Annotated in this window: 24 protein-coding genes and 1 pseudogene; 18 read left to right on the top strand and 7 right to left on the bottom strand. The window is 67.5% G+C overall.

Annotated features, from left to right (window positions below; all coding sequences use genetic code 11):
• Window positions 1-10: 10 nt before the first annotated feature.
• The gene (locus HB681_RS25700; protein ID WP_213957704.1) at window positions 11-820 is read right to left on the bottom strand and encodes a hypothetical protein; all 810 of its coding nucleotides are present in this window, start codon (window positions 818-820) and stop codon (window positions 11-13) included.
• Between the two features lie 249 nt (window positions 821-1,069).
• On the opposite strand from HB681_RS25700, the gene HB681_RS25705 reads away from it, so the two are divergent.
• From HB681_RS25705 to cutA, 8 genes and pseudogenes are all read left to right on the top strand, one after another.
• Window positions 1,070-1,306, top strand: a complete 237-nt coding sequence (locus HB681_RS25705) for a DUF2789 domain-containing protein (protein WP_213957705.1) — start codon at window positions 1,070-1,072, stop codon at window positions 1,304-1,306.
• A complete protein-coding gene (locus HB681_RS25710; protein ID WP_213957706.1) occupies window positions 1,299-3,341 on the top strand; it encodes an AsmA family protein in 2,043 nt (680 codons plus the stop codon). The genes HB681_RS25705 and HB681_RS25710 overlap by 8 nt, the downstream gene beginning before the upstream one ends.
• A gap of 91 nt (window positions 3,342-3,432) precedes the next feature.
• Window positions 3,433-4,620 (top strand): acyl-CoA dehydrogenase family protein, encoded by a 1,188-nt coding sequence (locus HB681_RS25715; RefSeq protein WP_213957707.1) that lies wholly within the window; start codon window positions 3,433-3,435, stop codon window positions 4,618-4,620.
• A gap of 4 nt (window positions 4,621-4,624) precedes the next feature.
• Complete coding sequence (locus HB681_RS25720; protein WP_213957708.1) at window positions 4,625-5,776, top strand: acyl-CoA dehydrogenase family protein; 1,152 nt, start codon at window positions 4,625-4,627, stop codon at window positions 5,774-5,776.
• 18 nt (window positions 5,777-5,794) lie between these two features.
• Window positions 5,795-6,880 (top strand): CaiB/BaiF CoA-transferase family protein, encoded by a 1,086-nt coding sequence (locus tag HB681_RS25725; protein ID WP_213957709.1) that lies wholly within the window; start codon window positions 5,795-5,797, stop codon window positions 6,878-6,880.
• Window positions 6,881-6,945: 65 nt separating this feature from the next.
• On the top strand, window positions 6,946-8,511 hold the full coding sequence (locus HB681_RS25730; RefSeq protein WP_213957710.1) for a long-chain-fatty-acid--CoA ligase: 1,566 nt from the start codon (window positions 6,946-6,948) through the stop codon (window positions 8,509-8,511).
• 23 nt (window positions 8,512-8,534) lie between these two features.
• Complete coding sequence (locus HB681_RS38355; RefSeq protein ID WP_213957711.1) at window positions 8,535-9,683, top strand: acyl-CoA dehydrogenase family protein; 1,149 nt, start codon at window positions 8,535-8,537, stop codon at window positions 9,681-9,683.
• Window positions 9,684-9,697: 14 nt separating this feature from the next.
• Window positions 9,698-9,880: pseudogene (gene cutA, locus HB681_RS38360) on the top strand (divalent cation tolerance protein CutA); the annotation flags it as partial.
• Window positions 9,881-9,904: 24 nt separating this feature from the next.
• Here the strand turns inward: cutA and HB681_RS25745 are convergent.
• Window positions 9,905-10,699, bottom strand: a complete 795-nt coding sequence (locus HB681_RS25745) for a fumarylacetoacetate hydrolase family protein (RefSeq protein WP_213957713.1) — start codon at window positions 10,697-10,699, stop codon at window positions 9,905-9,907.
• Between the two features lie 369 nt (window positions 10,700-11,068).
• On the opposite strand from HB681_RS25745, the gene HB681_RS25750 reads away from it, so the two are divergent.
• Both HB681_RS25750 and HB681_RS25755 read left to right on the top strand, forming a co-directional pair.
• On the top strand, window positions 11,069-12,142 hold the full coding sequence (locus HB681_RS25750) for a GNAT family N-acetyltransferase (RefSeq protein WP_213957714.1): 1,074 nt from the start codon (window positions 11,069-11,071) through the stop codon (window positions 12,140-12,142).
• Window positions 12,143-12,350: 208 nt separating this feature from the next.
• Window positions 12,351-13,328 carry a nitronate monooxygenase family protein gene (locus HB681_RS25755; protein ID WP_213957715.1) on the top strand — a complete coding sequence of 326 codons (978 nt, stop codon included), beginning with the start codon at window positions 12,351-12,353 and terminating at the stop codon, window positions 13,326-13,328.
• 12 nt (window positions 13,329-13,340) lie between these two features.
• On the opposite strand, the gene HB681_RS25760 is transcribed toward HB681_RS25755, so the two are convergent.
• Together HB681_RS25760 and HB681_RS25765 are read right to left on the bottom strand one after the other, a co-directional pair.
• Entirely contained in the window at window positions 13,341-16,013 is a 2,673-nt protein-coding gene (locus HB681_RS25760) for a LuxR C-terminal-related transcriptional regulator (RefSeq protein WP_213957716.1), read from the bottom strand.
• 28 nt (window positions 16,014-16,041) lie between these two features.
• On the bottom strand, window positions 16,042-16,419 hold the full coding sequence (locus tag HB681_RS25765; protein ID WP_213957717.1) for a nuclear transport factor 2 family protein: 378 nt from the start codon (window positions 16,417-16,419) through the stop codon (window positions 16,042-16,044).
• A gap of 240 nt (window positions 16,420-16,659) precedes the next feature.
• Here HB681_RS25765 and HB681_RS25770 point away from each other — a divergent pair, with 240 nt between their 5' ends.
• From HB681_RS25770 to HB681_RS25790, 5 genes are all read left to right on the top strand, one after another.
• A complete protein-coding gene (locus HB681_RS25770) occupies window positions 16,660-17,442 on the top strand; it encodes an SDR family NAD(P)-dependent oxidoreductase (RefSeq protein WP_213957718.1) in 783 nt (260 codons plus the stop codon).
• Between the two features lie 164 nt (window positions 17,443-17,606).
• Entirely contained in the window at window positions 17,607-18,785 is a 1,179-nt protein-coding gene (locus tag HB681_RS25775) for an acetyl-CoA C-acetyltransferase (protein WP_213957719.1), read from the top strand.
• A gap of 126 nt (window positions 18,786-18,911) precedes the next feature.
• Complete coding sequence (locus HB681_RS25780) at window positions 18,912-19,925, top strand: phosphotransferase family protein (RefSeq protein ID WP_213957720.1); 1,014 nt, start codon at window positions 18,912-18,914, stop codon at window positions 19,923-19,925.
• Entirely contained in the window at window positions 19,925-20,296 is a 372-nt protein-coding gene (locus HB681_RS25785) for a DUF6285 domain-containing protein (protein ID WP_213957721.1), read from the top strand. Before HB681_RS25780 ends, HB681_RS25785 begins: the two co-directional genes overlap by 1 nt.
• Before the next feature lie 13 nt (window positions 20,297-20,309).
• Window positions 20,310-21,587: an acyl-CoA dehydrogenase family protein gene (locus HB681_RS25790; RefSeq protein WP_213957722.1), complete on the top strand. Its 1,278-nt coding sequence runs from the start codon at window positions 20,310-20,312 to the stop codon at window positions 21,585-21,587.
• 33 nt (window positions 21,588-21,620) lie between these two features.
• Here the strand turns inward: HB681_RS25790 and HB681_RS25795 are convergent, their stop codons facing one another.
• Window positions 21,621-22,442, bottom strand: a complete 822-nt coding sequence (locus HB681_RS25795; RefSeq protein ID WP_213957723.1) for an alpha/beta hydrolase — start codon at window positions 22,440-22,442, stop codon at window positions 21,621-21,623.
• Between the two features lie 213 nt (window positions 22,443-22,655).
• On the opposite strand from HB681_RS25795, the gene HB681_RS25800 reads away from it, so the two are divergent.
• The 3 genes from HB681_RS25800 (at window position 22,656) to HB681_RS25810 (ending at window position 24,193) form a co-directional block, all read left to right on the top strand.
• Window positions 22,656-23,057 (top strand): PaaI family thioesterase, encoded by a 402-nt coding sequence (locus HB681_RS25800; RefSeq protein ID WP_213957724.1) that lies wholly within the window; start codon window positions 22,656-22,658, stop codon window positions 23,055-23,057.
• Window positions 23,058-23,159: 102 nt separating this feature from the next.
• Window positions 23,160-23,633, top strand: a complete 474-nt coding sequence (locus tag HB681_RS25805; RefSeq protein WP_213957725.1) for a hypothetical protein — start codon at window positions 23,160-23,162, stop codon at window positions 23,631-23,633.
• A gap of 98 nt (window positions 23,634-23,731) precedes the next feature.
• Window positions 23,732-24,193 (top strand): ankyrin repeat domain-containing protein, encoded by a 462-nt coding sequence (locus HB681_RS25810; RefSeq protein WP_213957726.1) that lies wholly within the window; start codon window positions 23,732-23,734, stop codon window positions 24,191-24,193.
• A 13-nt stretch (window positions 24,194-24,206) separates the two neighbouring features.
• Here HB681_RS25810 and HB681_RS25815 read toward each other — a convergent pair whose 3' ends face one another.
• Window positions 24,207-25,547 (bottom strand): TAXI family TRAP transporter solute-binding subunit, encoded by a 1,341-nt coding sequence (locus HB681_RS25815; RefSeq protein WP_213957727.1) that lies wholly within the window; start codon window positions 25,545-25,547, stop codon window positions 24,207-24,209.
• 92 nt (window positions 25,548-25,639) lie between these two features.
• Window positions 25,640-26,203, bottom strand: a complete 564-nt coding sequence (locus HB681_RS25820; protein WP_213957728.1) for a peptidoglycan DD-metalloendopeptidase family protein — start codon at window positions 26,201-26,203, stop codon at window positions 25,640-25,642.
• Window positions 26,204-26,282: the final 79 nt, after the last annotated feature.

Here is a 26,282-nt window from a genome sequence, read left to right on the forward strand (position 1 = left end):
CTGCGAAGCTTCACCAGAACTTCTCGGGCGTACCTGCCAGCACCTTGGTGCAACTTGCCACGGCCTTGGCGCGCTCGTCGCGCAGTCGTTGCCAGTGGTCGGCCTGCCATTCCGTCCAGGCGATCGGCTCCGATTGCCAGGCGCAGCCGGAGGGCGGACGCATGAAGCCCGGACGGCCGAGTTCCGCGCCGAAGCGCAGCCGGAACATCTCGTCCGTGCCGGAGAGGTTCTCGTAGACCAGGTGCCATTGGCCGGGGTACAGGGGCGTGTCGGCCTCTTGCGGCATCCGGCTTGCCTCGGCGATTTCTTCCGGCGTGGAACCGTCCTGCAGCGCGGTGGCGCGCGCGGCCGCCACGCGGCGGCGGTAGATGTCGCTGGCGACATCGCCCAGGGCGTCCCTCAGGTCGCTCGTGGCCGGGTTGGCGAGGACGGGATCGCCCTTGAGATCCTGCAGGGTCTCGCCCGCGAGGTCGTCCTTGGAGAAAGCGCTTCCTGTGACGACGACCGATCGCGTGACCAATGAAAGCGCCACGTTCAAGGCGACCTGGCCCGCGACGTTGTTCATCGTGTGGTCACGGCGGACCACGCGAAGGTTTTCGTAGCCGGGCTTGAGGTAGCCCTTCTCGACGCGCAGGCGGACTTGTTGCGCCCCATTGGCTTCGCCCGGCGTGGGGGTCGCGGCAATGGGCGCGCCCGTGGCGGCAGGGTCGAGCGATGCGAGCCGGCTGGGCGATTCGGTTTCGGCATGGGCCGACAAGGCTGTGATGGCGAGCGCGATGGCGCAAATGCGCGAAACGGCGCGCGGCTTCTTCATGAGCATGGGGAGCTTCTCCTGGGGTTGGCAGGCCGGCGCGTGGGTTGCGGCATCGGTCCTGGACGGGTTCTGGGGATCGTAGAAGTCACTACCCACGGCGACCATCGGACGCTTCCGGGCTGGCGGATGAAACGGCTGGTGGCGATGGCGATGCTTCCCATGCGACGCTGGACGCCGCGTATTCGATCGGCATTGCCTGATGAGGCTTGCCAAAGCCTTTGTCATTTCCAGGTTCCGTGCTTACAGTGCGGGACCATGGACACGACACCTCACAGCCTCGAGACCCTCTTCGCGCAACTCGGCCTGCCCAGCGCCAGCACGGCGGACATCGAGCGATTTGTCGCCGAGCATCGGCCGCTTGCCGCGGAGCTTCGATTGGCCGACGCGCCATTCTGGTCACCGAGCCAGGCGCAGTTCCTGCGCGAAGAGATCAACGAAGACGCCGAGTGGGCCGAAGTGGTCGACCAGTTGAACGCGATGCTTCGTGCCTAGCTCCACGGCTGCCGCACGGCCGCGTGGCCCGGTGCGGCGCTTCCTGCGCATTGCTGCCATCCTGCTGGTGGTCGCCGCGTTGCTCGTCGCCGGGGCGCTCGTCGCCTTGCGGCAAGCCTTCCCGCCGGCCCGGCTTGCGGCCATGCTCGCGGAGCACGTCAGCGCAGCCACCGGGCGCGCCCTGCGCATCGAAGGCGACCTGAAGTTCCGGCTGTGGCCGACGCTGGCCGTCGAGGCGCGCGACATCTCGCTGGCCAATGCGGAATGGGCCTCGTCGCCGCAGATGGCCCATGCCGGACTTGTCGCCTTCGAGCTGTCGCTGCAGGACTTGCTGCATCGCGAGTTGCGCATCCTGAGCGTGGAGGTGAAGGGGCTGGACCTCGAACTCGAATCCGACGGGAAAGGCCGCTTCAACTGGCAACTACCGCACGCGCCGGCAGCAGCGTCGCCGAAGGGTGGCTCGTCCTTGCTGGCGCTCGACCATGTCACCGTCACCGATGCGCGGCTGCGCTACCCCGGCGGCAAGGGCGGTGCCAAGCGCCAGCTCGACATCGATTCCTTCCGCCTGGCCGCGCAGGGTGATGGAAACGCGCTGGATGCAGCGATCACCAGCGGCAAGCAGGCCTGGAAGATCGAAGGCCGCACCGGGCTGCTCGACAACCTGCTCGACGGCGCGGACGATTGGCCGATCGTGTTGAAGTTCAGCACTGGGGGCGCATCGCTTTCCGCCAAAGGCAAGCTGGGCCACGGCGCCAGTGCGGACACGTTCAACGGCAAGCTGGCGTTGCGCGTCACCTCGGGCGCGGCGCTGCCGCATTTCGCGGCGGCCCTCGCGGCCCTGCCGATGCCCGTTGAGGCGAGCGCAACCGCGACCCTCGCACCCAGGCAATGGCAGGCCGAGGCGATGACCTTGTCCATCGCCGGGCAGCAATTCACAGGGAGCGTGAACGCGCAGGCCGAGCCCTTGCGCGTGCAGGCGACGATTGCGGCAGCGACCATCGATCTTGCGCGGCTGCGTGCGGGCGCCGCGCCGACCCGTGCGCCTTCGACACCCGCGCAGCGACGCGAGCCATTGTTCGGCGATGCGCCCTTGCCCTTCGACGACCTGCCGTCGATCGATGCGGAGATCGCCCTCAGGATCGAGAGGTTGGAAGTGCCCGGCATGCCGCCCCTCTCCGCGCTCGACGCGCGGCTGGTCAACAGCGCTGGCCTGCTCGACGTGAGCCGGCTGGATTTCACTTTCGCGGACGGGCCAGTCCGCACGCGCCTCAAGGTCTCGCAACGTGACGGCGCGGCGCCCCAGGTGGAGGCGCAGGTCGATGCTCGGTCGGTCTCCATCGACGCGCTCGGAGCCGCGGCCTCCAGCGGCGGCAAGCATTTCAAGGGAGGTCGGGCGAACCTCGATCTCAAGGTCTCGATGGCCGGCCAGACCCCGGCGAAGCTCGCAGCCTCCGCCACCGGCGACGCGCTGCTCAGGGTCAGCGGCGTTGCGCTGGCTGGCACCTCAGGCGGCTCGCTCGACCAGAACATCGTCGCGCGCGTCCTCGAAGCGCTGCTACCCAAATCGGTGCCGCACCGGGACCTGGTGCTCCAGTGCGTGGTGGCGCGGCTTCCGCTGCGCAACGGCGTGGCGAAGATCGATCGTTCGATGGCCATGGAGACTTCGCAGGTCGCGGTCTCGGCCAGCGGCCAGGTCAACCTGGCGCGGCAGACCATCGGGCTGGCATTCCAGCCCCAGGCCAAGAAGGGGCTGGACCTGAAGGCGGCCAACATGGTCGAACTGCTGCTGCTCACCGGTCCGCTGCAGGCGCCGGAACTCAGCATCAACCCGCTTGGCGCGGCCAAGCAGGCGGCCGACCTGGGCATTGCCGCGGCGACGGGCGGCTGGTCCTTGCTGGCGCCGGCGCTGCGTACGTGGCGCGGCGCGTCGGTCTGTGACGCTGCGGCGTCGGGCGGCGGCGCGGCTTCCGGCAAGGCTTCCGGCAATAAGCAGCAACGCCCGTTCCGTCCGGTGCGCAACCTGCTCGGACGCTGAGCAGGCACGCAGGTTCGTCCGATCCGACGATGCCGCCGTGCGGCCCCAGCCGGCACACTCGTGCCTTCTGCCCGATGAGAGACAAGACGACATGGCATGGAAACTCAGCCCTGCGGAGACAGCGTTCAGGGACGAGGTGCGCGATTTCCTCACGCGTGAACTGACGCCCGAGCTGCGCGTGGCCGGCCGGCGTTGCTCCGGCATCTTCAACGACTACGAAGACGGCATCCGCTGGCACCGCATCCTTGCGCGCCGTGGCTGGAGCGCGCCGAAGTGGCCCGTCGAGCATGGCGGCACCGACTGGTCGCCGATGCAGCACTACATCTTCGCCAGCGAGCTGGCCGCGGCCGACGCGCCGCGCGTGGCGCCGATGGGCACCGGCATGGTCGCGCCGGTGATCATCGCCTTCGGCACCGAGGCGCAGAAGCGCGCCTGGCTGCCCGGGATCCGCTCGGGCGACGACTACTGGTGCCAGGGCTATTCGGAGCCGCAGTCGGGCTCCGACCTCGCGTCGCTGCAATGCAAGGCGGTGCGCGACGGTGAGCACTACGTGATCAACGGCACCAAGATCTGGACCACGCATGCGCAGTACGCCAACAAGATGTTCTGCCTGGTGCGCACCACCTCCGGCGGCAAGGCGCAGCAGGGCATCAGCTTCCTCTGCTTCGACTTCCAGACGCCGGGCATCACGGTGCGGCCGATCATCAGCATCTCGGGCGACCACGAGTTGAACCAGGTGTTCTTCGATGACGTGCGCGTGCCCGCCGACAGCCTGCTCGGCGAGGAGAACCAGGGCTGGACGGTCGCCAAGTACCTCTTGCAGCACGAGCGCGGCGGCGCCTGGACGCCGATGCTGCGCGAGCGCCTGCGCCGGTTGCGCGCCGCCGCCGTTGCGGCCTTTGCGCGGCAGGCGCAGGCCGCGTCCGACATGGCGCTGCGCCTGGCCGAGATCGAGTGCGCCACCGACGCGGTCGAAGCGACGGAACTGCTGCAACTGCGGGCGCAGGCGCGGGGCGAGCCGCCGGGGATCCGGCCCTCGATGGGCAAGGTGCTCGGCTCCGAATTGCGCCAGCGCATCACCGAACTGGCGGTCGAGATCGCCGGCCCGCAGGCCGCCATCGACGTGCCGATGGCCGACTGCGAAGCGGGTGAACTGCCGCTGCCCGAAGAGGCCGTGTTCGCCATGTCGGCCTACCTCAACGACCGCGCCGCTTCCATCTACGCGGGCACCAACGAAGTCCAGCGCAACATCATTGCCGCCCACCTCCTGGCCCACTGATCGCATGACCACGACCACCGACCAAGAAGACACGCTCGCGATGCTGCGCGACAGCCTCGTGCGCTATCTCGACGACCGCCACGGCCTGCCGCATCGGCTGCAAGCACTGGCGCAGGCGCATACGGCGCCGCCTCCGTTCTGGCAAGGACTCGCGCATGAGCTTGGCCTGCTCGGCGTGGCGCTGCCGGAGGCGCACGGCGGACTCGGCGGCGGAATGTCTGCGCACGCCGCCATGATGGAAACGCTCGGAGGTGCATTGGCCGCCGAGCCCTATCTCTCGACCATCGTCATCGGCGCCGGCCTGCTGCAACGCAACGCGGGCGCCCGGGCCGATGCACTGCTGGCGCGCGCCGTTGCGGGCCAGGCCGTCATTGCCTTTGGCCACACCGAAGTGCAAGGCTGGCATGACCCTGCCGACGTGCGGACCACGCTGGTGCGCGAGGGCGATGGCTTCCGGCTCGATGGCCGCAAGTCGGTCGTGCATGCGGCGCCGTGGGCCAGCCACTTCATCGTCAGTGCGCGCAGCAGCGGCGGCGCGGGCGAGGCGGGTGGGCTTTCGCTGCTCCTGGTGCCGCGCGAGACCCCCGGCATCCGCATGCGCCCCTATGCCACGCGCGACGGCGACCGCGCCGCCGAGATCGCCTTCGACGGCGTTGCACTGCCGATGGACGCGCTCCTCGGCAGCGAAGGCGGCGCATTGCCGCACATCGAGCAGGCGCTCGACGAGGCCACGCTCGCCGTCTGCGCCGAGGCCACCGGCGTCATGCGCCGATTGATGCACGACACGCTCGACTACGTGCGCCAGCGCAAGCAGTTCGGCGTGCCCATCGCGAGCTTCCAGGTGCTGCAGCACCGGTTGGCCGACATGCACATGGCGCTGGAGCAGGCGGCGGCGCTCACGAGCAGCGTGGCGGAGGCCCTGGGCGACGCCGAACTCGACGCGAGCCAGCGTGCGCGTGCCGTGTCCTCGGCCAAGGTCGCGACAGCCAAGGCCTGCAAGGCGGTGGGGCAGGGCGCGGTGCAACTGCACGGCGGCATGGGCATGACGGAGGAGCTGGCCGTCGGCCACTACGTGCGCCGGGCCACGCTCATCGAAGGATTGTTCGGCCCCGCGTCATGGCACCTGCGGCGTGTCGCGAAGCTGCATTCAAACTGACAACCAAGGGAGACTGACATGGCAGGTCCACTGCAAGGCCTTCGGGTCATCGAGATGGCGGGCCTCGGCCCCGCGCCGTTCTGCGCGATGCTGCTGTCCGACATGGGCGCGGAGGTGATCCGGGTCGAACGGCCGGGCACGCCCGCGAGTCCGCACGACATCCTGGCGCGCGGCCGTAGCACGCTGCAGCTCGACCTGCGCGCGGCCGGCGCGACGCAGACGATGCTCGATGCCATCGCGAGCGCGGATGTCTTGATCGAAGGCTTCAGGCCCGGCGTCATGGAGCGCCTGGGCCTCGGCCCCGACGCCTGCCATGCGCGCAACCCGCGCCTGGTCTATGGCCGCATGACCGGCTGGGGCCAGCACGGGCCGCTGGCGCATGCGGCCGGCCACGACATCAATTACATCGCGATCAGCGGCGCGCTGCATGCGATCGGCCGCCCCGGCGAGGCGCCCGTGCCGCCGCTCAACTACGTCGGCGACTTTGGCGGCGGCGCGATGCTGCTGGCCTTCGGCGTGATGGGCGCGCTCTACGAGATGCAGCGCTCCGGCAAGGGCCAGGTGGTGGATGCCGCGATGACCGACGGCGCGGCGCTGCTGTCGGCCATGATGTATGGCTTCAAGTCCGAGGGCCGCTGGAACAACAACCGCGGCGAGAACTTCCTCGACGGTGGCGCGCACTTCTACGACACCTACGCCTGCGCCGACGGCAAGCACGTGTCCATCGGGTCCATCGAGCCCCAGTTCTACGCGCTGCTGCGAGACCGCTGCGGCCTCGCGGACGACCCGGCCTTCGACGCCCAGATGGACAGCGCACGCTGGCCGCTTCTCAAGCTGCGGCTCGCCGACGTGTTCCGCACCCGCACGCGCGACGAATGGTGCGCGCTGCTCGAAGGCACGGATGCCTGCTTCGCGCCGGTGCTCGACTGGGACGAGGCGCCCGCGCATCCGCACAACGTGGCACGCGGCACCTTCGTGAACGTCGGCGGCGTGGTGCAGCCAGCGCCTGCGCCGCGCTTCAGCCGCACCGCGCCCGACCAGCCCGATGGCCTGCCTCGCGAGGACGCCACTGCCGTGCTGCGCCGCTGGGGCGCGGCTGCGTAGCCACCCGATCGAATCAGCCCACCGAATCAGCCGCTCGAACCAAGCCACCGAAGGAGTCGACCCGCATGTACATGAGCCTCACCTTGCCCCTGCACAAGGGCCGCCGCGAGAAGCCGCGCGACACCGCCGTGGTCTGCGGTGATCGCCGCCTCGACTTTGGCGAGTTCACCGATCGCGTGGCGCGCCTGGGCGCCGCCTTGCAGAAGCTCGGCATGGGCAGCGGCGACCGCGTCGGCATGATGAGCCTCAACTCGCACCGCTTCGTCGAATACTTCTTCGGCACCTGGTGGGGCGGCGGCGTCATCAACCCGGTCAACATCCGCTGGAACCCGAAGGAGGTCGCCTATTCGCTGGACGACTGCGACACGCGCATCCTGCTGGTCGACGACCTGTTCGCGCCGATGGCGGCCGAACTGCGCAAGCTCTCGACCTCGTTGCACACGGTGATCCATTGCGGCGACGGCCCGGCGCCCGAGGGCATGCTGGGCTACGAGGCGCTGCTGGCCGCTGCCACGCCCATCGACGATGCGCCGCACGATGCCGAGGAACTCGCCGCCGTCATGTACACCGGCGGCACCACCGGCCGGCCCAAGGGCGTGATGCTCACGCACGGCAACATCTACACCAACGGCCTGAGTTCCATCGCCGCGGTGCCGCGCGATGCCCGCGGCGCCGCCACCGTGATCGGCGTGCCGATGTTCCATGTGGCCGGATGCGGCCTGTCGGTGCAGAGCATGCTGCGCCTGGTGCCGCAGCATGTGCTGCCGATGTTCGACGAGGTCGCGATCCTGCAGGCCATCCAGACCGCGCGCGCCACCGAGCTGTTCCTGGTGCCGACGATGATCAAGCGCGTGATCGAGCATCCGCGCTTTGCCGAGTTCGACTTGTCGAGCCTGAAGATGATGTTCTACGGCGCGGCGCCGATCGACGTCGCGCTCCTCGAACAGGCCATGCGCGCCCTGCCGCAGAGCTCCTTCGCCCAGGCCTACGGCATGACCGAGCTGTCGCCCACCGTGGCCATCCTGATGCCGCACAGCCACCTGCCCGGGCCGGACCGCAACCGCCTCCTGCGCTCGGCCGGCACGCCCGTGCCCGCGGCGGAGATCCGCATCGTCGACGACAACGACAACGAAGTGCCGCTGGGCCAGGTCGGCGAAATCTGCGCGCGCGGGCCGACCGTGATGAAGGGCTACTGGAACAAGCCGCAGGAGACCGAGGCCGCGCTGCGCGGCGGCTGGATGCACACCGGCGACGGCGGGTACATGGACGAACACGGCTTCCTGTTCGTAGTCGACCGCATGAAGGACATGATCGTGAGCGGCGGCGAGAACGTCTATTCGGCCGAGGTCGAGAACGCGATCGCGCAGATGCCGCAGGTGCTGATGTCCGCGGTGATCGGCGTGCCGGACGACAAGTGGGGCGAGCGCGTGCATGCGGTGATCGTCAGGCGCGAGGGCGCGGAGATCGACGCCGATGCCATCATTGCGCACTGCCGCGACCAGATCGCCAGCTACAAGTGCCCGCGCAGCGTGGAGTTCCGCGATGCGTTGCCGTTGTCTGCGGCGGGCAAGCTGCAGAAGTTCCAGTTGCGCGAACCGTTCTGGGCCGGACGCGAAAAACGCGTCGGCTGAAGAGCAATTACAGGAGACACCAAATGCCCATCGATTTCCGCCGCTCCTGGAGCGATGAAGACCTGGAGCTCTACCGCGACAACGTGGTGCGCTTCATCGAGACCGAAATGGTCCCGCACGACGAGGAGGCGCGCAAGAACGGCCATGTGGGCCATGCCATCTGGCGCAAGGCCGGCGAAATCGGCCTGATTTGCGCCGACATCCCCGAGGAATATGGCGGCGGTGGCGGTGACTTCCGCCATGAGGCCGTGTTCTACGAGGAAGCCGCGCGCCGGGGACTCAGCGGCATGGCCACGTCGGTCCATGCCATCGTCGCGCACTACTTCCTCAACCACGGCACCGAGGCGCAGAAGCGCGAGTACCTGCCGCGCATGGCGCGCGGCGAACTGGTCGGCGCCATCGCCATGACCGAGCCGGGCGCGGGCTCCGACCTGCAGGGCGTGCGCACGCGCGCCGAGCGGGACGGCGACGACTACGTCATCAACGGCTCCAAGACCTTCATCACCAACGGCTTCCTGGCCGGCGTGGTGCTGGTGGTCGTCAAGACCGATCCCAAGCAGGGCGCCAAGGGCACCTCGATCCTCATCGTCGAGACCGAAGGCTGCAAGGGCTTTCGCGTCGGCCGCGTGCTCGACAAGATCGGCATGAAGGCGCAGGACACCTCGGAACTGTTCTTCGACAACGTGCGCGTGCCGGCGGCCAACCTGCTGGGCGGGCAGGAAGGGCAGGGCTTCTTCCAGCTGATGTCCGACCTGCCGTACGAGCGCACCATCATCGGCGTGAGCGCGCTGGCCACGATGGAAGGCGCCTACGAGGCCACCCTCGACTACGTGCGGGACCGCAAGGCCTTCGACAAGCCGATCGCCGACTTCCAGAACACCAAGTTCAAGCTGGCGGAGATCGCAACGCAGATCAAGGTGGGCCGAGCCTTCATCGACCGTTGCGTGGAAGACCTCGTGGCCGGCAAGCTCGATACCGCCACCGCGTCGATGGCCAAGCTCTGGGGCTCGGAGACGCAGGGCCGCGTGGTCGACGAGTGCTTGCAACTGTTCGGCGGCTACGGCTTCATGAGCGAGTACATGGTGGCGCGCATGTATGCCGATGCGCGGGTGCAGCGCATCTATGGCGGCACGAACGAGATCATGAAAGAGGTGATCTCGCGGGCGCTGTAAGCACCTGGAGTGGCGCGGTGCAGAACGAGGAAGAGTCCCGCGTCCTCTTCAAGACTACGAGCGAGCGCTATGCCGCCGTCGAAGCCGCGATCAGGGCATTGCACGGCTACGAACTGCCAGCCATTCACGCGATCCCGTTCGAGCACGTTTACGTGCCTTACGGGGAATGGATCGCGGCCAATTCGACGGGCGAGTAGCGCGCACCTGACCCGGGAGTCGGATCACACGACCCGGACGTTGATGTCGTACAGCCCATCGATGTGCCCCGTCATCACATCGCCCTTCACCACCGGCCCGACGTTCTCCGGCGTCCCCGAATAGATGATGTCCCCCGGGAACAACTCGCTCGACTCCGACAGCTTCGCGATCTGCTCCGCCACGTTCCAGATCATCTTCGACAGGTCGCTCGACTGCTTCACCTGGCCGTTGACCTTGAGCCAGATCGCGCCCTTGTCGAAGTGCCCGGTGCGGCTCACCGGATGCAGGTGGCTCACCACCGCCGAGTGGTCGAAGGACTTGCCGATCTCCCAGGGCTTCTTCTCGTTGGCCATGGCGTTCTGCAGGTCGCGCCGCGTCATGTCGAGGCCGACCGCATAGGCATACACGCAGTCGAGCGCCTTCTCGGGCGGAATGTTGCGACCGCCCTTGTTCAGCGCGGCGACGAGTTCCACTTCGTAGTGGTAGTTCTTCGTGAGCGGCGGGTAGGGATGGTCGATGGTCGCGCCCATCGGAACCAGTTGCACCGCGTCCGTCGGCTTCTGGAAGAAGAAGGGCGGCTCGCGGTTCGGATCGGATCCGCGCTCGATGGCATGGGCCGCATAGTTTCGACCGATGCAATACACCCGCCGGACAGGGAAGACCTGCTCGCTGCCGACGACCGGAATGGTGGCGCCGGCCACCGCGAACATCGGCTTGCCACCAGCACCGGCGCCTGGGCTCGTGGCGCAGCCGGATAGCGCGCCCAAAGCCGCGGCGGTGGTCAGTTGCATCATGGATCTGCGATTGCGGGCCGTCATCGGTGTTTCCTTTTGGATCGACAGGGGTGCGAGAGGTGCGACGCGTGTGGCGCAGCGTTTCGGCGCGCAGTATCGGCCGTGGGATGACTTCGCGGCTCGGGGACAAACCCGGCGTGACTGGCGCATTCCCTGTCGTGGAACGCGCAGGCCCTTGATAGCATCCACCTCCCCCCAATCCACCGCACGGAGGTATCCCATGGCAGACGCACATCACCCCACCTCCGCGCTCATCCGGTGGATTCGCGAGCGTTGACCACATAGCCACGGCGTCTTCACGCCTGGCCCCGCGCTCCCCTACCGCCTGAGTCGCCCTCCAAGTCGTCGCGGCATTGCCCGCGACGTTTTCGGCATCGAACACTCAAGGCACTCATGTCTTATTTTTCCGGCCATTCGGCCAAGGTAGAACTTCGTCCCTTCGAACCACGAGAGGCCAGCGCATCGCAGTGGCAGGCGCTGCATGCATTCCGTCGCCTGCGCAGCCAGGAGGACTTCCCCGGCGAGCCCGTGATGTCCGATGCGGATTTCGAATCCGAGCTTCGTGTCATCCGCCCGCTCGTGGAGACACGACGCGTGCTCGCCGTGCACGACGACGCGATCGCGGGAATCATGGTGCTGAACTATCGTCGCGCCGGTTCCCCCGGCAGCGAGGACCATGCCGGCTACGTGGACGTTGCCGGCGGGGTCTCGCAGGCGCTGCGCCGGCGCGGCGTGGGCCGGGCGCTGCTGGCGGGCTTGGTCGATTTCATGGAAGTCCATGGCAAGCACACGGCCACCGCCAAGGCCCACCTGCCTGATTCGCATGTGTGGATGGCAGGCATCGGCGCCACCTGCAAGTTGCGCATGTTCGAGAACCGCTCGCCCTTCGATCGGCTGGACTGGGAGATGCTGGCGCGCTGGGCCCGGCCGGCCGGGCTTGCCGCTGCGGGCCTGCATTGGGAAGTGCACGGCGGACGCGTGCCGATGCAAACCCTGGCCCCGCTGATGGACCCCTTCACCGAGCTGATCAACGACCAGCCGCTCGGCAGGCTGGACATCCCCCGCATACGCTACGAGATGAAGGACTACGAAAGCTGGTACGCGGACCTCGACCGCCGCGGCGGTGACCACTTCCTCGTGCTGCTGCGCGATGGGGAGCAGAGGGTCGCCGCCATGTGCGACGCGACCTGGGACGCGCGCTTCCCGGACCGCCTGTACCAGCAGCTCACCGCGGTAGCGCGGCCATGGCGCGGCCACGGACTGGCCAAGGCCGTCAAGGCACGCATGCTGGAACTCGTGCGCGCGAGCGACCCGGGCGTGAGGACGGTGCTCACGCACAACGCCGTGGTCAACGCGGCCATGCTGTCGATCAACAACCGCCTCGGATTCGCCGTGCACAAGGAGGACGGCACCTACCAGATCGACTTGGCAATGCTGCGGGCGCACCTGGCGCGGCGATTGGCGTGACGCCGATGCGGTATCGATCCTGCGAGGCGTAGCGCGACCTTCTGCCGCGCAGGGCCTCGGTTTCTCAATGTGCTGCCGTCGCGTCACATCGGAGACCCCGATTCCGGATTTCGCGGCGCTACGCTCGTGGGTCGCGCGTCCGTCGCGCCGCCCATCTCACACATTCACACATTCACACATTCACACATCCCAGCGAGACACGACCTTCATGAAGACCCGCATCACTGAACTCTTCGGCATCGAGCATCCCATCATCCAGGGCGGCATGCACTACGTCGGCTTTGCCGAACTCGCGGCGGCCGTGTCCAACGCCGGCGGCCTCGGCATCATCACCGGCCTGACGCAGCGCACGCCGGAGTTGCTCGCGCAGGAAATCGCGCGCTGCCGCGAGATGACGGACAAGCCCTTCGGCGTGAATCTCACCTTCCTTCCCACCGTGACGTCGCCCGATTACCCCGGCTACATCCGCGCCATCATCGACGGCGGCATCAAGGCCGTCGAGACGGCTGGCAACAATCCACAGAAGTGGCTGCCTGCGCTGCACGAGGCGGGCATCAAGGTGATCCACAAGTGCACATCGGTGCGCCACTCGCTGAAGGCCGAGTCGATCGGCTGCGATGCCGTCAGCGTCGACGGCTTCGAATGCGGCGGCCATCCGGGCGAGGACGACGTGCCCAACTTCATCCTGTTGCCGCGCGCGGCCGAGGCATTGAAGATCCCGTTCGTCGCCTCGGGTGGCATGGCGGATGGCCGCTCGCTGGTCGCCGCGCTCGCGCTGGGCGCCGAGGGCATGAACATGGGCACGCGCTTCATCGCGACGCAGGAGGCGCCCGTGCACGAGAACGTCAAGCAGGCCATCGTGGCCGCAAGTGAACTCGACACCCGACTCGTGATGCGCTCGCTGCGCAACACCGAGCGCGTGCTCCGCAACGACGCGGTCGATCGCCTGATCGAGAAGGAAAAGACGCTGGGTGCCGCGCTGAAGTTCGAGGACATCATCGACGAGGTCGCCGGTGTCTATCCGAAGATCATGAAGGAAGGCGCGATGGATGCCGGCGCATGGTCGTGCGGCATGGTGGCCGGCCTGATCAGCGATGTGCCGACCGTCAAGCAGTTGATCGACCGCATCATGCGCGAAGCCGAGGAGATCATCGGCGGGCGCCTGGCGCGCTTCGCCGCGGGCTGAGCGCGCCCCTCGTTACCGGATCACGCCCACCTTCCGCGCAATCGCCACCGCCTGTGTTCGGCTCTTCGCGTCCAGCTTCATGTTGATGTTGCGCAGGTGCGTGCGCACGGTGCTGTCGGAGACGAAGAGCTTCTCCGCCATCGCGCCGTTCGAATAGCCCTCGGCCAGCAGTTGCAGCACGTGGATTTCCTTGCGGGTGAGCGGCTCGGCAAGTTCGGCGCCCGGCGCGGGCGCTTCGATGTCGCGCGGCGCCATCGGGCCCATGGCCTGGAGCAGGCGCTGGAGGTAGTCCGCGAGGATCGGATCGCCGTGCGCGGCCTGCGCCCGCGTTGCAGCGGCATGGCTCTGGATCAGCGCGCCGACGGCCGGACCTTCGTCCAGGATCAGGCGCATGAAGCCCTCCTGGCTCGCGGCCTGCAGCGCGGCGCCCATCTCGTCGACAGCCGCCGTCGCATCGCCTGCGCGATGCAAGGCCAGCGCCCGCAGAACACGCAGCTTGAGCGCGCGGCGATGGCGGCCGGATTCATTCGCCGAACGGATCTCCTCATCCAACGTGGACAGCGCGGCACGCGCATCGCCGAACGCGATCTGCCAGCGCGCCTGCGCCAGCGCAAGGTAGTCGAGGTCGTGCGCCGGCAGGCGCTGGCGGCGTTCGCGTGCCCACAACGCGGGGTCGTCCGCGCGCGCGAGTTCGTCGCGCGCGGCCGGCCCGTTGCCCTGCAGCAGCAGGATGCGCGAACGCTCCAGCTTGGCCCCCGCCACCACGCGCGGCAACTGGCGCTCATGGCCGAGGTATTCGAGTTCGGTCAGCGCGAGGAAGGCCGCGTCGATGTCGCCCGCATGGAACGCGATGCGCGATCGCATGACATGGCTCAGGATCATATGGTCGGGCAGGCCCACGTCGCGCGCCAGCGGCAGGTAGGTGTTGAGCAGGTGATCGGCCTGCGTCAACTGGTTGGCCTCGTAGACCACGCCCGCATACAGCACGCCGGCCCAGGCATTGCCGTGGCTGTGGTTGTAGGTGACCGCATGCGTGGAATCGACCGCCATCCGGAAGCGCGCCGTGGCCTGCCGCAGCCGTCCGCCCTGCAGGTCGAGCAGGCCTTCCAGGGACTCGGAATACATGCGGTTGAAATGGCTGTGGCCCTGCCGGCTGCGCGCCGCGTCGAGCATGCGCTGTGACTCGTGCTGGTCGCCCATCACCGCCAGCACGTTGGCCATGGCGTTGAGCAGTGCGCTGTCGGCGAAGGGGATGCCGGTCGGCAGGCGGGCCAGGGCATCGCGGCCGGCTGCGTAGGCCTCGTCGTAGCGGTCCTGCATCGCCAGCAGCAGCGGATAGAGCGTGTGCGCGCCGGCGCGCACCTCGGCGATGGTGCTGTCGGTGCAGCCCGATTGCTCGAGCTTGCGCATCGCGTCCCACGGGCCGCGGGTGAAGCATGCGGCCCACAGCGCGATCAGTTGCAGCATCGGCTGCGCGCGCAACTGGCGCGCGGGAATGGCCGCGAACCAGCGCGACAGCATGCGCATGCGGCCCTGCTCCAGGAACTGCCCGGCCCAGGTCGCGAGCAGCGTCAGCGCATGCGGATGGTCGCCGCCTTCGATCGCATGGTCGATGGCCGGCACCGGACGGCCCTGCGATTCGTACCAGGCCGATGCGGCCAGGTGCAACCGTGCCATCTCGTCGGGCATCTCCGCCGCCAGCCGGGCACGCAGGAAGTCGCCGAACAGGCTGTGATAGCGCCAGGCGCGGCCCTCGCCCGTGACCGGCGTGATGAACAGGTTGGACGCGGCCAGGCGCTCCAGGAGGGCGGCGCTGTCGGCGCGCGGATTGAGCGCCTGGCAGACCGACGCGTCGAGCTGCCGCAGGATGCTGGTGCGCAGCAGGAAGTCGCGGATCTCCGGCGGCTGGTGCGCCAGCACGTCTTCCGCGAGGTAGTCGGCCACGGCGCGGTCCGAGCCCGAGAAGCGCTCGACGAAGCCGGTCTCCACCCCATGCCGCTCCAGCGCCATCGAAGCCAGCCAGATCGCCGCGACCCAGCCCTCGGTCTTGCGGTGCAGTTGCGAGAGCATGTCGGGCGGCAGTGCGTCGAGCGCGCGCTGGCCGAAGAAGGCGTTGGTTTCCTCGAGCGTGAAGCGCAGCCGGTCGGTGTCGATCTCCAGCAATTGGCCGCGTGCGCGCAGACGCCCGAGCCCCAGGTCGGGCAGGCCGCGCGAGCCGATGACCACGTGTCCGCGACGCGGCAGCTGCTCGATGAGTTCACGCACAAGCCCCAGCACCGCGGGTTCCTGCACCACCTCGAAGTCATCGAGGAAGAGGGCGAAGGGCGCATCGATCGAAGCCAGCGCGGCCACCGCATCGAAGGGGCCGCTGTCGTCATCGGCTTCATCGGCGCCCAGGCGCTGCACGGCCTCGGCCAGGCATGCGAGAAAGCGCGAGACGTCGTTGTCGGCGCGGTCCAGTGTGAGCCAGGCGCACGCCAGGCCTTGTGCTTCCATGCGCGCCCGCATCTGCGCCATCGCCGTGGTCTTGCCGAAGCCGGCCGGCGCGCGCACCAGCACCAGCTTGACCGCGGACGCGGCGACCTCGTCGCTGATCGCGCGGCGCGCCACTTGTGTGACGGCGAACGCCGGCGGGTTCAGCTTTGTTTCGAGGATCCGGGGGGAAGTGGGGTGGGGAGACAGCATGCGCGGGGTCGAATTTACCCGCAAGCGCCTACTGCTCGACCCACTGCGCGCGCCAGGGGGGAGCGTCGAAGGGATCGGCGAAGTACTGCGTCTCGTGCGACACCTTTCCGTCACGGAATTCCATGAGGCTCACGGTGTAAGCCCTTTTGCCCCCGTAGGTGATCACGTACTCGGTCACCCACAAATTGCCCTGTCCGACGATCCTGCGGACTTCGAATCCCGATGGTCTTCCAGGGTGATGGCTGCGAAGCGCTTGCAGGTTGTGTCGGCCACGGATGACCTCGCCGGATTGCGGGTACTCGCACACGGCATCGTCGTGATAGATCTCGTGCTCGGCAACCTGGTCGCCCGCAGCGGATGCAGCCCAATGTCGATCAATGGCTGCTTGAATGTCGTGCTCTTCCATCGTCGGCCTCCGTCTGGGTCCGTTCGCGCGCGTCAGCGACGCATGGTACGCATCTTGGCGCGTGAATCCGGCCGGCGCCGGAGCGGGAACTGCCGATTGTCGCGAGCGGCCCGACGCTTCGCGCACCGGCTTCGCCTGACCGGATTCGTCGATTCGGACGATGCCGGTTCCCCCTCGTCTCACTAGACTGGGAGACCATGCCGGCGCACCCGGCCACGCAGAGACAACCAAGGACAACTGATGCAACTCGACTCCACCATTGCAGCCATCGTCACCGGCGGCGCCTCCGGCCTGGGCGCCGCCACCGCGCGGCGCCTCGCCAAGCGCGGCGTGAAGGTTGCGCTGTTCGACTTCAACGAAGTCCAGGGCGAGGCCGTGGCCGCCGAGATCGGCGGCGTGTTCTGCAAGGTCGACGTGACTTCCGAGGAGCAGGTCGACGCCGCCTTCGTCAAGGCGCGCGCGGCCCATGGCCAGGAGCGCGTGCTGGTCAACTGCGCCGGCACCGGCAACGCGGTGAAGACGGCGAGCCGTGACAAGACCTCGGGCGAGATCAAGCACTTTCCGCTGGCCAACTTCGACCGCATCATCCAGATCAACCTGGTCGGCACGTTTCGCTGCATCGCCAAGTCGGCCGCCGGCATGCTCACGCTCGACATGCTGGAAGACGGCGAACGCGGCGCCATCGTCAACACCGCCTCGGTGGCGGCGCAGGACGGGCAGATGGGGCAGGCGGCCTACACTGCTTCGAAAGCAGGGATCGTGGGCATGACGCTGCCGATCGCGCGCGACCTGATGGGCGAAGGCATCCGGGTCAACACGATCCTGCCGGGCATCTTCGACACGCCGCTGCTGCAAGGCGCGCCGGACAACGTGAAGGCGGCGCTGGCCGCGTCGGTGCCGTTTCCGAAGCGGCTGGGCCGGCCGGAGGAATACGCGACCCTGGCCGAGTTCATGATCACCACCGGCTACATGAATGGCGAGAGCGTCCGGCTGGACGGCGCGATCCGTATGGCACCCCGCTAGAAAGCGGACAGCCGAACGCAGAGGACGCGAAGGTTACGCAAAGGACGTAAAAGGAAATCCAAGAAAAAGTTTGGGAAGTCCTTTTGCGACTTCTGCGAAACCTTTGCGACTTCTGCGTTCTGAATTTTGTCTTTTGACCCCTTGAATCAACCTGGAGAAACAACATGCCTGAAGCCTATATCGTCGAAGCCGTCCGCACCGCAGGCGGGCGCCGCAACGGCCGCCTGTCCGGCTGGCACCCGGTCGACCTGGCCGCACAGGTGATCGACGCGCTGGTCGCGCGCACGGGAGCCGACCCCGCGCTCGTGGAAGACGTCATCATGGGTTGCGTGATGCAGGGCGGCGAGCAGGCGGTGAACGTCGCGCGCAACGCCGTGCTGGCCTCGCGCCTGCCCGAGTCGGTGCCGGGCACCTCGGTCGATCGCCAATGCGGCTCGTCGCAGCAAGCGCTGCAATTCGCGGCGCAGGCCGTGATGTCGGGAACCCAGGACGTGGTGATCGCCGCCGGCGTGGAAAGCATGACGCGCGTGCCGATGGGCATGACGGTCGCGTTGGCGGCGAAGGCCGGGCTGGGCCACTACATGAGTCCCGCCATGAAGGCGCGTTATGGCGATGTCGAGTTCAGCCAGTTCACCGGCGCCGAGATGATCGCCAGGAACTACGGCCTGGAGAAGGAAGCGCTTGACCGCTATGCGCTGCAGAGCCATCAACGCGCCATTGCGGCGACCCGCGCGGGCGCCTTCGAGCGGGAGATCCTGCCTGTGTCCGTTCGCATGGCCGATGGCACCGAGCCCGGCGAGATGCACACGGCGGACGAAGGCATCCGCTATGAGGCGACGCTGGAGAGCATTGCCAGCGTCAAGCTTATCGCCGAAGGTGGCCGCTGCACGGCCGCGACGGCCAGCCAGATCTGCGATGGCGCCAGCGGCGTGATGGTGGTCAACGAACGCGGCCTCAAGGCGCTGGGCGTGAAGCCGCTGGCACGCATCCACCACCTGAGCGTGATGGGGCATGACCCGGTGATCATGCTGGAGGCGCCGATTCCCGCCACGCAGCGCGCGTTGCAGAAGGCCGGCCTGAAGATCGATGACATCGACCTGTTCGAGGTCAACGAAGCCTTTGCGCCGGTGCCGCTCGCATGGCTGCAGGTCACGGGCGCCGACCCGGAGCGGCTCAACGTGAACGGCGGCGCGATTGCGCTGGGGCACCCGCTCGGCGCGTCCGGCACCAAGCTCATGACGACGCTGGTGCATGCGCTCGGCCAGCGCGGCAAGCGCTACGGCTTGCAGACCATGTGCGAGGGAGGCGGCATGGCCAACGTCACCATCATCGAACGCCTCTGAAATCTGTCGAGAATCGACGCGATGCGGCGTTGCAAATGCTCGCCATACTGCCTGTATGGCTGTGCTTTGCGCCTTGCCTCGCGCCGATTTCGACAGATTTGACTTGCGCGTGGTTTGAAGAGGGAGATGCTTGTGCGCGATGAGTCGAAGCGGGTCGTGGATGGGCTGCAAGCGCTCGCGGCCACGCTGGTGCCTGGCGGCGCGGCGGTGCGTGACGTGCGCCGCTTGTCCGGCGGGGCAAGCCAACAGACCTGGGCTTTTGAAGTCGATGCGGGCGCGCAGACTTGGCCTCTCATCTTGCGCCGCGCAGCCGACGCCACGGGCGAACGCGCCATGGGGTCGGCGGGCCTCGCGGCCGAGGCGCAACTCATCGAGGTCGCACGTGCTGGCGGCGTGCCGGTTCCCGGCGTGCGCCACGTCCTGCGCGCATCCGACGGGTTGGGCGATGGCTTCGTCATGGATCGCATCGAAGGCGAGACGCTGGGCCGCCGCATCGTGCGCGAGGCCCGCCTCACCGACGCGCGCCACGTGCTGGCTTACCAATGCGGCGCCGCGCTGGCGCGCATCCATCGACTGCCGACGAACGGCCTTCCGCCGTTGCGACGCGCCGACGCATGCGCCGAACTGGACTTTCAGATCGAGATCCACCGAGGCCATGGCACGCCGCGCCCGGTGTTCGAGATCGCCTTCCAGTGGCTGCGCGCGCATGCACCGGCGGACATGGACATGCCGGCGCTCGTGCACGGCGACTTCCGCAACGGCAACCTCATCGTCGGCGGAGAGGGCCTGCGCGCCGTGCTGGATTGGGAACTCGCGCATCTCGGCGACCCGATGGAAGACCTGGGCTGGATGTGCGTGCGCTCCTGGCGCTTCGGCAACGGCCAGCTTCCGGTGGGCGGATTCGGCACGCGCGAGCAACTGTTGGAAGGCTATGCCAGCGAGGGCGGCGTCATCGACGTCGAGCGCGTGCGCTGGTGGGAAGTCATGGGCTCGCTGAAGTGGGGCGTCATCTGCGGGACGATGCTGCAGGCCTGGCGCAGCGGACGCGAGCGCGAGGTCGAGAAGGCCGTGATCGGCCGGCGCGCATCGGAGGCCGAGTCGGACCTGCTGGCCCTGCTGGCGCCGGAAGGAGAAGCGTGATGCAAGACCCGCCCTCCGCCGCCGAATTGATCGAGGCCGTCGCCGCCTTCCTGCGCGAGCAGGTAGTGACGTCCACAGGTGGCGCCGCCGTGCCCTTCCATGCGCGCGTGGCCGCCAACGCACTCGACATCGTGCAGCGCGAACTGAGTCTGGCGCCCGAGGCCAACGCACGCGAGAGGGTCCGCCTGCGCGCCTTGCTCGGCGCGGACATGCCCGCGGATTTGGCCGAGGCCAACCGCCTGCTCTGCGCGCGAATTGCATCGGGCGCCATGACCCTGGCCACGCCCGGCCTCGCCGAGCACCTGCGCCAGACCGCACGCGACAAGCTGGCCATCGACCAGCCCGGCTACGACAACAACGACAAACGCTGAGAAGAGACAAAAGATGGACTTCGACCTGCCCCCCGACCTCGTCGCGTACTTGGCCGAGCTCGACGACTTCATCGACCGCGAGATCGCACCGCTGCAGGCGCAGGACGACAACGAGCGCTTCTTCGACCATCGCCGCGAATGGGCCCGCACCGACTTTGACAACGGCGGCCTGCCGCGCCCCGAATGGGAGGCGCTGCTGGCCGAGGCACGCCGGCGCGCCGACCGGGCCGGCCACCTGCGCTTCGGCCTGCCGGCGGAATTCGGCGGGCGCAATGGCAGCAATCTGTGGATGGCCGTCATCCGCGAGCACTTTGCCGCGCGCGGGCTGGGCCTGCACAACGACCTGCAGAACGAGCATTCCATCGTCGCCAACAACCCCTTCGTGCTGGCCATCCGCGACCTCTGCTCGCCAGCGCATCGCGACGAACTGATCCCGGGCATGCTGGAGGAGCGCGTGCGCCTGACCTTCGGCCTGACCGAGCCGCAGCATGGATCGGATGCCACGCACATGGAGACGCGCGCCGTGCCCGAGGTGCGCAACGGCCAGCCCGGCTTTCGCATCGACGGCGAGAAGATGTGGACCACCGGCATGCACACCGCCACGCACTGCGTGCTGTTCGCGCGCACCAGCGGTCGCGACGGCGAGGCCCGCGGCATCAGCGCATTCCTGGTGCCGGCGCATGCCGAAGGCGTGAAGATCGAGGAGTACCTCTGGACCTTCAACATGCCGACCGATCATCCGCGCGTGAGCTTCACCAAGGTGTGGGTTCCGGATTCAGCGGTGCTCGGCAAGCTCGACGGCGGCCTGGCGCTGGCCCAGCATTTCGTGCACGAGAACCGCATCCGGCAGGCCGCATCGAGCCTTGGCGCGGCCGACTACTGCGTGCGCGAAAGCGTCAAGTACGCGCGCGAGCGCAAGCCCTTCGGCGAGGAACTGGCGCGCAACCAGGGCATCCAGTTCCCGCTGGTCGAACTGGCCACGCAGATCGAGATGCTGCGCCTCCTGATCCGCAAGACCGCCTGGCAGATGGACCAGATGCCCAAGCCCGAGGTGGAGAAACGGCTGTCCGACAAGGTCTCGATGTGCAACTACCAGGCCAACCGCCTGTGTTGCGAGGCGGCGGACCGGGCGATGCAGGTGCACGGCGGGCTCGGCTATTCCCGCCACAAGCCGTTCGAGCACATCTACCGGCACCACCGCCGCTACCGGATCACCGAAGGGTCGGAGGAGATCCAGATGCGCAAGGTAGCCGGGCACCTCTTCGGCTACATGGGGGCCGGCAAGTATTGAACCCGGCCCCGATGCACCTCCGGGGAAGCAATCCTATGACTTGAAGAACGCCAGCAAGTCCGGATTGATGATCTCCGGATGCGTCGCGCACATCCCGTGCGGCAGGCCGGGGTAGATCTTCAGCGTGGCGTTCTTCAGCAGCTTGGCCGACAACAGCGCGGCATCCTCGTACGGCACGATCTGGTCGTCGTCGCCGTGCATGACCAGCATCGGCACGTCGATCTTCTTCAGGTCCTCGGTGAAGTCGGTCTCCGAGAAGGCCTTCACGCATTCGTAGTGGGCCAGGATCGATCCCATCATTCCCTGGAACCACCAATGGTCGCGGATGCCTTGGGAGATCTTCGCGCCGGGCCGGTTGTAGCCATAGAAGGGCAGCGTGAAGTCGCGATAGATCTCGGCGCGGTTGGCCGCGACGCCGGCACGGATGCCATCGAACACCTCGATCGGCAGGCCACCGGGGTTGGAGGCGGTCTTGAGCATGAGCGGCGGCACCGCGCCGATCAGCACGCCCTTGGCCACGCGCTTGGTGCCATGCCGGCCGAGGTAGCGCGCCACCTCGCCACCGCCCGTCGAATGGCCGACGTGGATCGCGTCCTTGAGGTTCAGTGCCTCCGTCAGTGCGGCCAGGTCGTCTGCATAGGTGTCCATCTCGTTGCCGCCCGATGTCTGGCTGGACCGCCCGTGGCCGCGCCGGTCGTGCGCGATCACGCGATAGCCTTGCTGGAGGAAATACAGCATCTGCCCGTCCCAGTCGTCTGCCGACAACGGCCAGCCATGCGAGAAGACGATGGGCTGCCCGGTGCCCCAATCCTTGTAGTAGATCTGGGTCCCGTCCTCGGTCGTGATCGTGCTCATCTGTGCGTCCTTGGGAAATGGTTGGGTTTTGGAAACTGGCATGTGCCGTTGCGGCACGCCGAGCTTGAAGCAAAACGCGTTCCCGTGCAGGTGTCACGGTTCCGGCGCAGTCGACCGCCGCCAATGCAATGTCTCCGCAGTCGCCATCGTGTCCGTCGCCGCCCGGCCTGCCGCGTAGCATGGCCGCTCTCAGTCGGCGCCAACCACCCCATCATGGACAAGCAAAAATTTCCCACCGGCCTGATGCACGCCATCGGCTTTACCGAACTCCTTCACAGCAATGCCGAAGTCGGCATGGCCCGCGTGCGCTTCAACGCCCGACCCGAGTTCGCCCACACCAACGGCACCGTGGTTCAGGGCGGCATCATCACCGCCTGGCTCGACTGCTCGATGGCCTTTGCGGTGATGTCGCGCGAACCCGATGCCGGGCTCGCAAGCCTGGAACTCAAGGTGACCTTCCTCGAACGCGTCGACGTGTCGACCTTCGAGGTCGAGGCGCGCGTCCTGCGCTGGGGCCGCAGCGTGGTGTTCCTGGAGGCCGACCTGTTCGCGCAGGACGGACGGCTGTGCGCGCGGGCGTCTTCGACGGGGAAACTGGTGCGGGCCAAGGGTTGAGGCGTGTCGAGAACGTCGTCATTGCCCTGATAGGATTCCGTCGCGCCGACGAGCGCACCCCGCTTTCAAGGGCACGGGTCCATCACACAGGGAGAGTACTCAATGGTTTCGACAGTTCTGGTCAGTCCGCCAGATTTCGCGGATGCAGATATCGTCCTGGACGAGAGTGACACACGAGATGTCCTGGCCTTCTTCTGGCCGTCACGCGCTGATTCAATCGCCAGGCTCGCCGCCAACACTGAAGCCCGGCGCTTCGCTCAACGTATCCTGGTCGCGGCAATCGACGCCTCCTATGCCATGGGGTACATGGAGTCGCTGCTGCAAACCGTAGCCATGCCAAGCAAGGGCTTGGCCGAGACAGGTCGAAAACTCGCGCAGAGGTTCGCCAAGCACTGGTTCAAGCACGCAACAAGGAAAGACCTGGAGCAGGTCAGGATCTACGAGTCCGTGTGTGTCGAAGTGGCCCGGCAATACCGTACCCAGTTCGAGTTGCTCGGCGATGGCCTGGTCAGCGGACGCAAGCTTCCCCCGTTCTACCTTGCGCGAGGAACGGTTGGCGTCATGGTGCGGGCTTGAGCCGTCGAATTGCCGTCCGATGGAGCATCGCCGTGGCGTTGCTCGCTGGCGGCGCAGCGTTGGGTCTGTTCGCTCATTCCGTTTTGAAGCGAGACGCCATGCAGTTGCAGATCTGCCTGGAGGTGGAGCGCCCAATCCTCGCGTGGCCCTGCAGGCAGGCGCTCTACCGCCTTCACCCGACGGTCGCCGAGGTCCGCAAAATGAACCATTCGGCCGGTGCCCAATTCGTGGCGTTCATGGAGGACAAGGCCGAGGCGCAACGCCTCTTGAGCCACTACCTGAAGGCCGGACTGGACATCGATGCGCAAGACCATCGCGACGCGAATCCTGCTGGTGAAAGCCGAAGCAATCCGCATTGGACCGCCTTGCACCTTGCCGCCATCGCGCTGGATGAAGACGCCGTTCGCCTGCTGCTCGACAACAAGGCGAATCCAGCCGCGAAGGATGACGCTGGCCGGACGCCGCTGGATCTCGCAAGGGCGGCAGAAGCGAAGCAGCAGACCGACAAGCGAAAGACAGCGGTCCTCGAACTGCTGGAGTCGGCCGAGTCCAGGCGCTGATATGGGGCCGCCGCTACCCCGGCCCCTCCGATTGCCGCGCCAGTTGCGCCCGCACATAGTCCACATGCTGCCGCAGCGTGTAGACCTTGTCCGAGAAGTCCAGCGGAAACTTGGACTGGACGATTTCCTTCTCGATATGGTCCAGCTGCGCCCGCGCATTGCGTCGTTCCTGGTCATCGAGCTGGCGTGACGCCAGGTCCGCCTCCAGGAACTTCAGCTCGCCATAGCGCCGGTAGATCTTGCTCTGCCGCCGCCACGAGACCATCGCAGGCAGCACGCGCGCCAGGGGCACCAGGATCGCGGCCAGCGGAACGAGCAACAACAGCAGCCGCTGCACATAGTTCGCCGCCCAGAAGGGCAGGTAGCTCTGCAGGAACGGGCGGCCGTTCTTGAAGTAGCGCTCCGCCTCGATCGACAGCGGAAAGTCGGTGCCCTCGGGGCTCGGGAAATCGTTGGGCCGATTGATCAGGGTGGGCAGCTTGTGCACCTGCTGCGCGGCCTCCAGCAACAGGTAGCTGAGGGCCGGATGCAACTCGTCGCGCACGACCAGGTTGGCAGTCGTCGCCAGCAGGTCGACGTCGTGCGGCGGCAGGTTGCGCCCGGGGTCGACCGAGCCGCGCTTGAGCACGACCGGGCGAAAGTAAGGGAAGCGACGCGCCAGCCCCTGCACATGCTCCAGCGAAGCCAGATGCATCGAACTGTCGGCCAGCAGCTTTTGCACGGCGGGCGCCTGCGGGGCGGAGATGATGATGGCAGCGTCGATCTGGTGGCGTGCGAGCATGTCGACCACGGCCAGGCCGCCGTCCTGGATGAAGGTCGTGCCGTCGGCCGTGGGCTGCGTTCCACCGGCGACCACGCCGTAGACCGACAGCAATTGCAGCGCCACCTTGTTGTTGCCGCTGCCGGGTACGCCGATGGCCGTGCGCTTGCCGGCCAGCGCGCCCAGGCCCTTGGACAGGTCCAGCGAGTGCGTGAATATCCAGACCGGCTCGTAGGCCACGGTGGCCAGTGATCGCAACGGCGTGGCGCTGGGCAACGCGTCGTAGTCGAGCGCCAGCAGCCCGGTGCCGCCCTGCACGAAACCGACCTGCACCTGACCGTCGTTGAGGCGCTGCAGGTTCTCGACACCTCCGCTGGACGTGCGCAATTCGAGTGCGATCCCGTTGGCCCGCAGGATCTCCTTGTAGTGCTCGCCGAAGTGGTGATAGGCGCCGTCGGACACACCTGTGCTCATGACGAGCGAGCGCGGCGGCGCGGGGCTCACGAAGCGCACCACCGCCCAGATCAGGGCTGTCAGCACCGCAACCAGCACACCCCAGAACAGCAGGCGGTGGCGAATCGACATGGCTCGCATTCGAGACTCCTTCGGCGCGTAGTCTCCGCGAAGGCGAATGCAGTGTCGAGGCCTGCGAGCGGCCGGGCGTCGCTGCGGCCTGCCGTCGGCGGCTATCGCAGCTTGCCGTCCAGGTACGGCTGCGGATTCACCGCCACGCCCTGCTTGCGGATCTCGAAGTGCAGCTTCACGCGGTCCGTGCCGCTCTTGCCCATCTCGGCGATCTGCTGGCCCTGCCGCACCACCTGGTTCTCCTTCACCAGGGCCTTGTCGATGTGCGCGTAGGCGGAGATGTAGGTCTCGTTGTGCTTGATGATGATCATCGTGCCGTAGCCGCGAAGTGCGTTGCTGACGATCACGATGCGGCCATCGGCCGTGGCCAGGACCGGGTCGCCGAGTGCGCCGGCAATGTCGATGCCCTTGTTCTGCTTGCCGTTGAACTTGGCGATCGTCTCGCCCGCAGCGGGGCGGACGAAGGCCGGCTTGGCCGCTGGCGCTGCGGGGGCTGGAGGCGGGGGCGCGGCGGGGCCGCTCGTCCCGGGCGCGGGAGGGCTGCCCTTGGCGGGCGGCGGCGGGGTGGAGGAACAAGCGGCGAGGGCGGTGATTGTGAGGACGAGGAGCCCGCGTCGAAGCGATGGGAAAAGCGATGAGAAGGTCAGGAGGGCTGGAAAAGACATGGCTTGTTTGTATGTTGTTCGTCGCGCGACGTTCCCTGGAAAGTGGCATTCGCGCTGCTGCGAGCAGCGAAATATAGTG

Origin of the sequence: Variovorax sp. dw_954 (assembly GCF_018449755.1) — a bacterium.
Taxonomy (GTDB): domain Bacteria; phylum Pseudomonadota; class Gammaproteobacteria; order Burkholderiales; family Burkholderiaceae_C; genus Variovorax.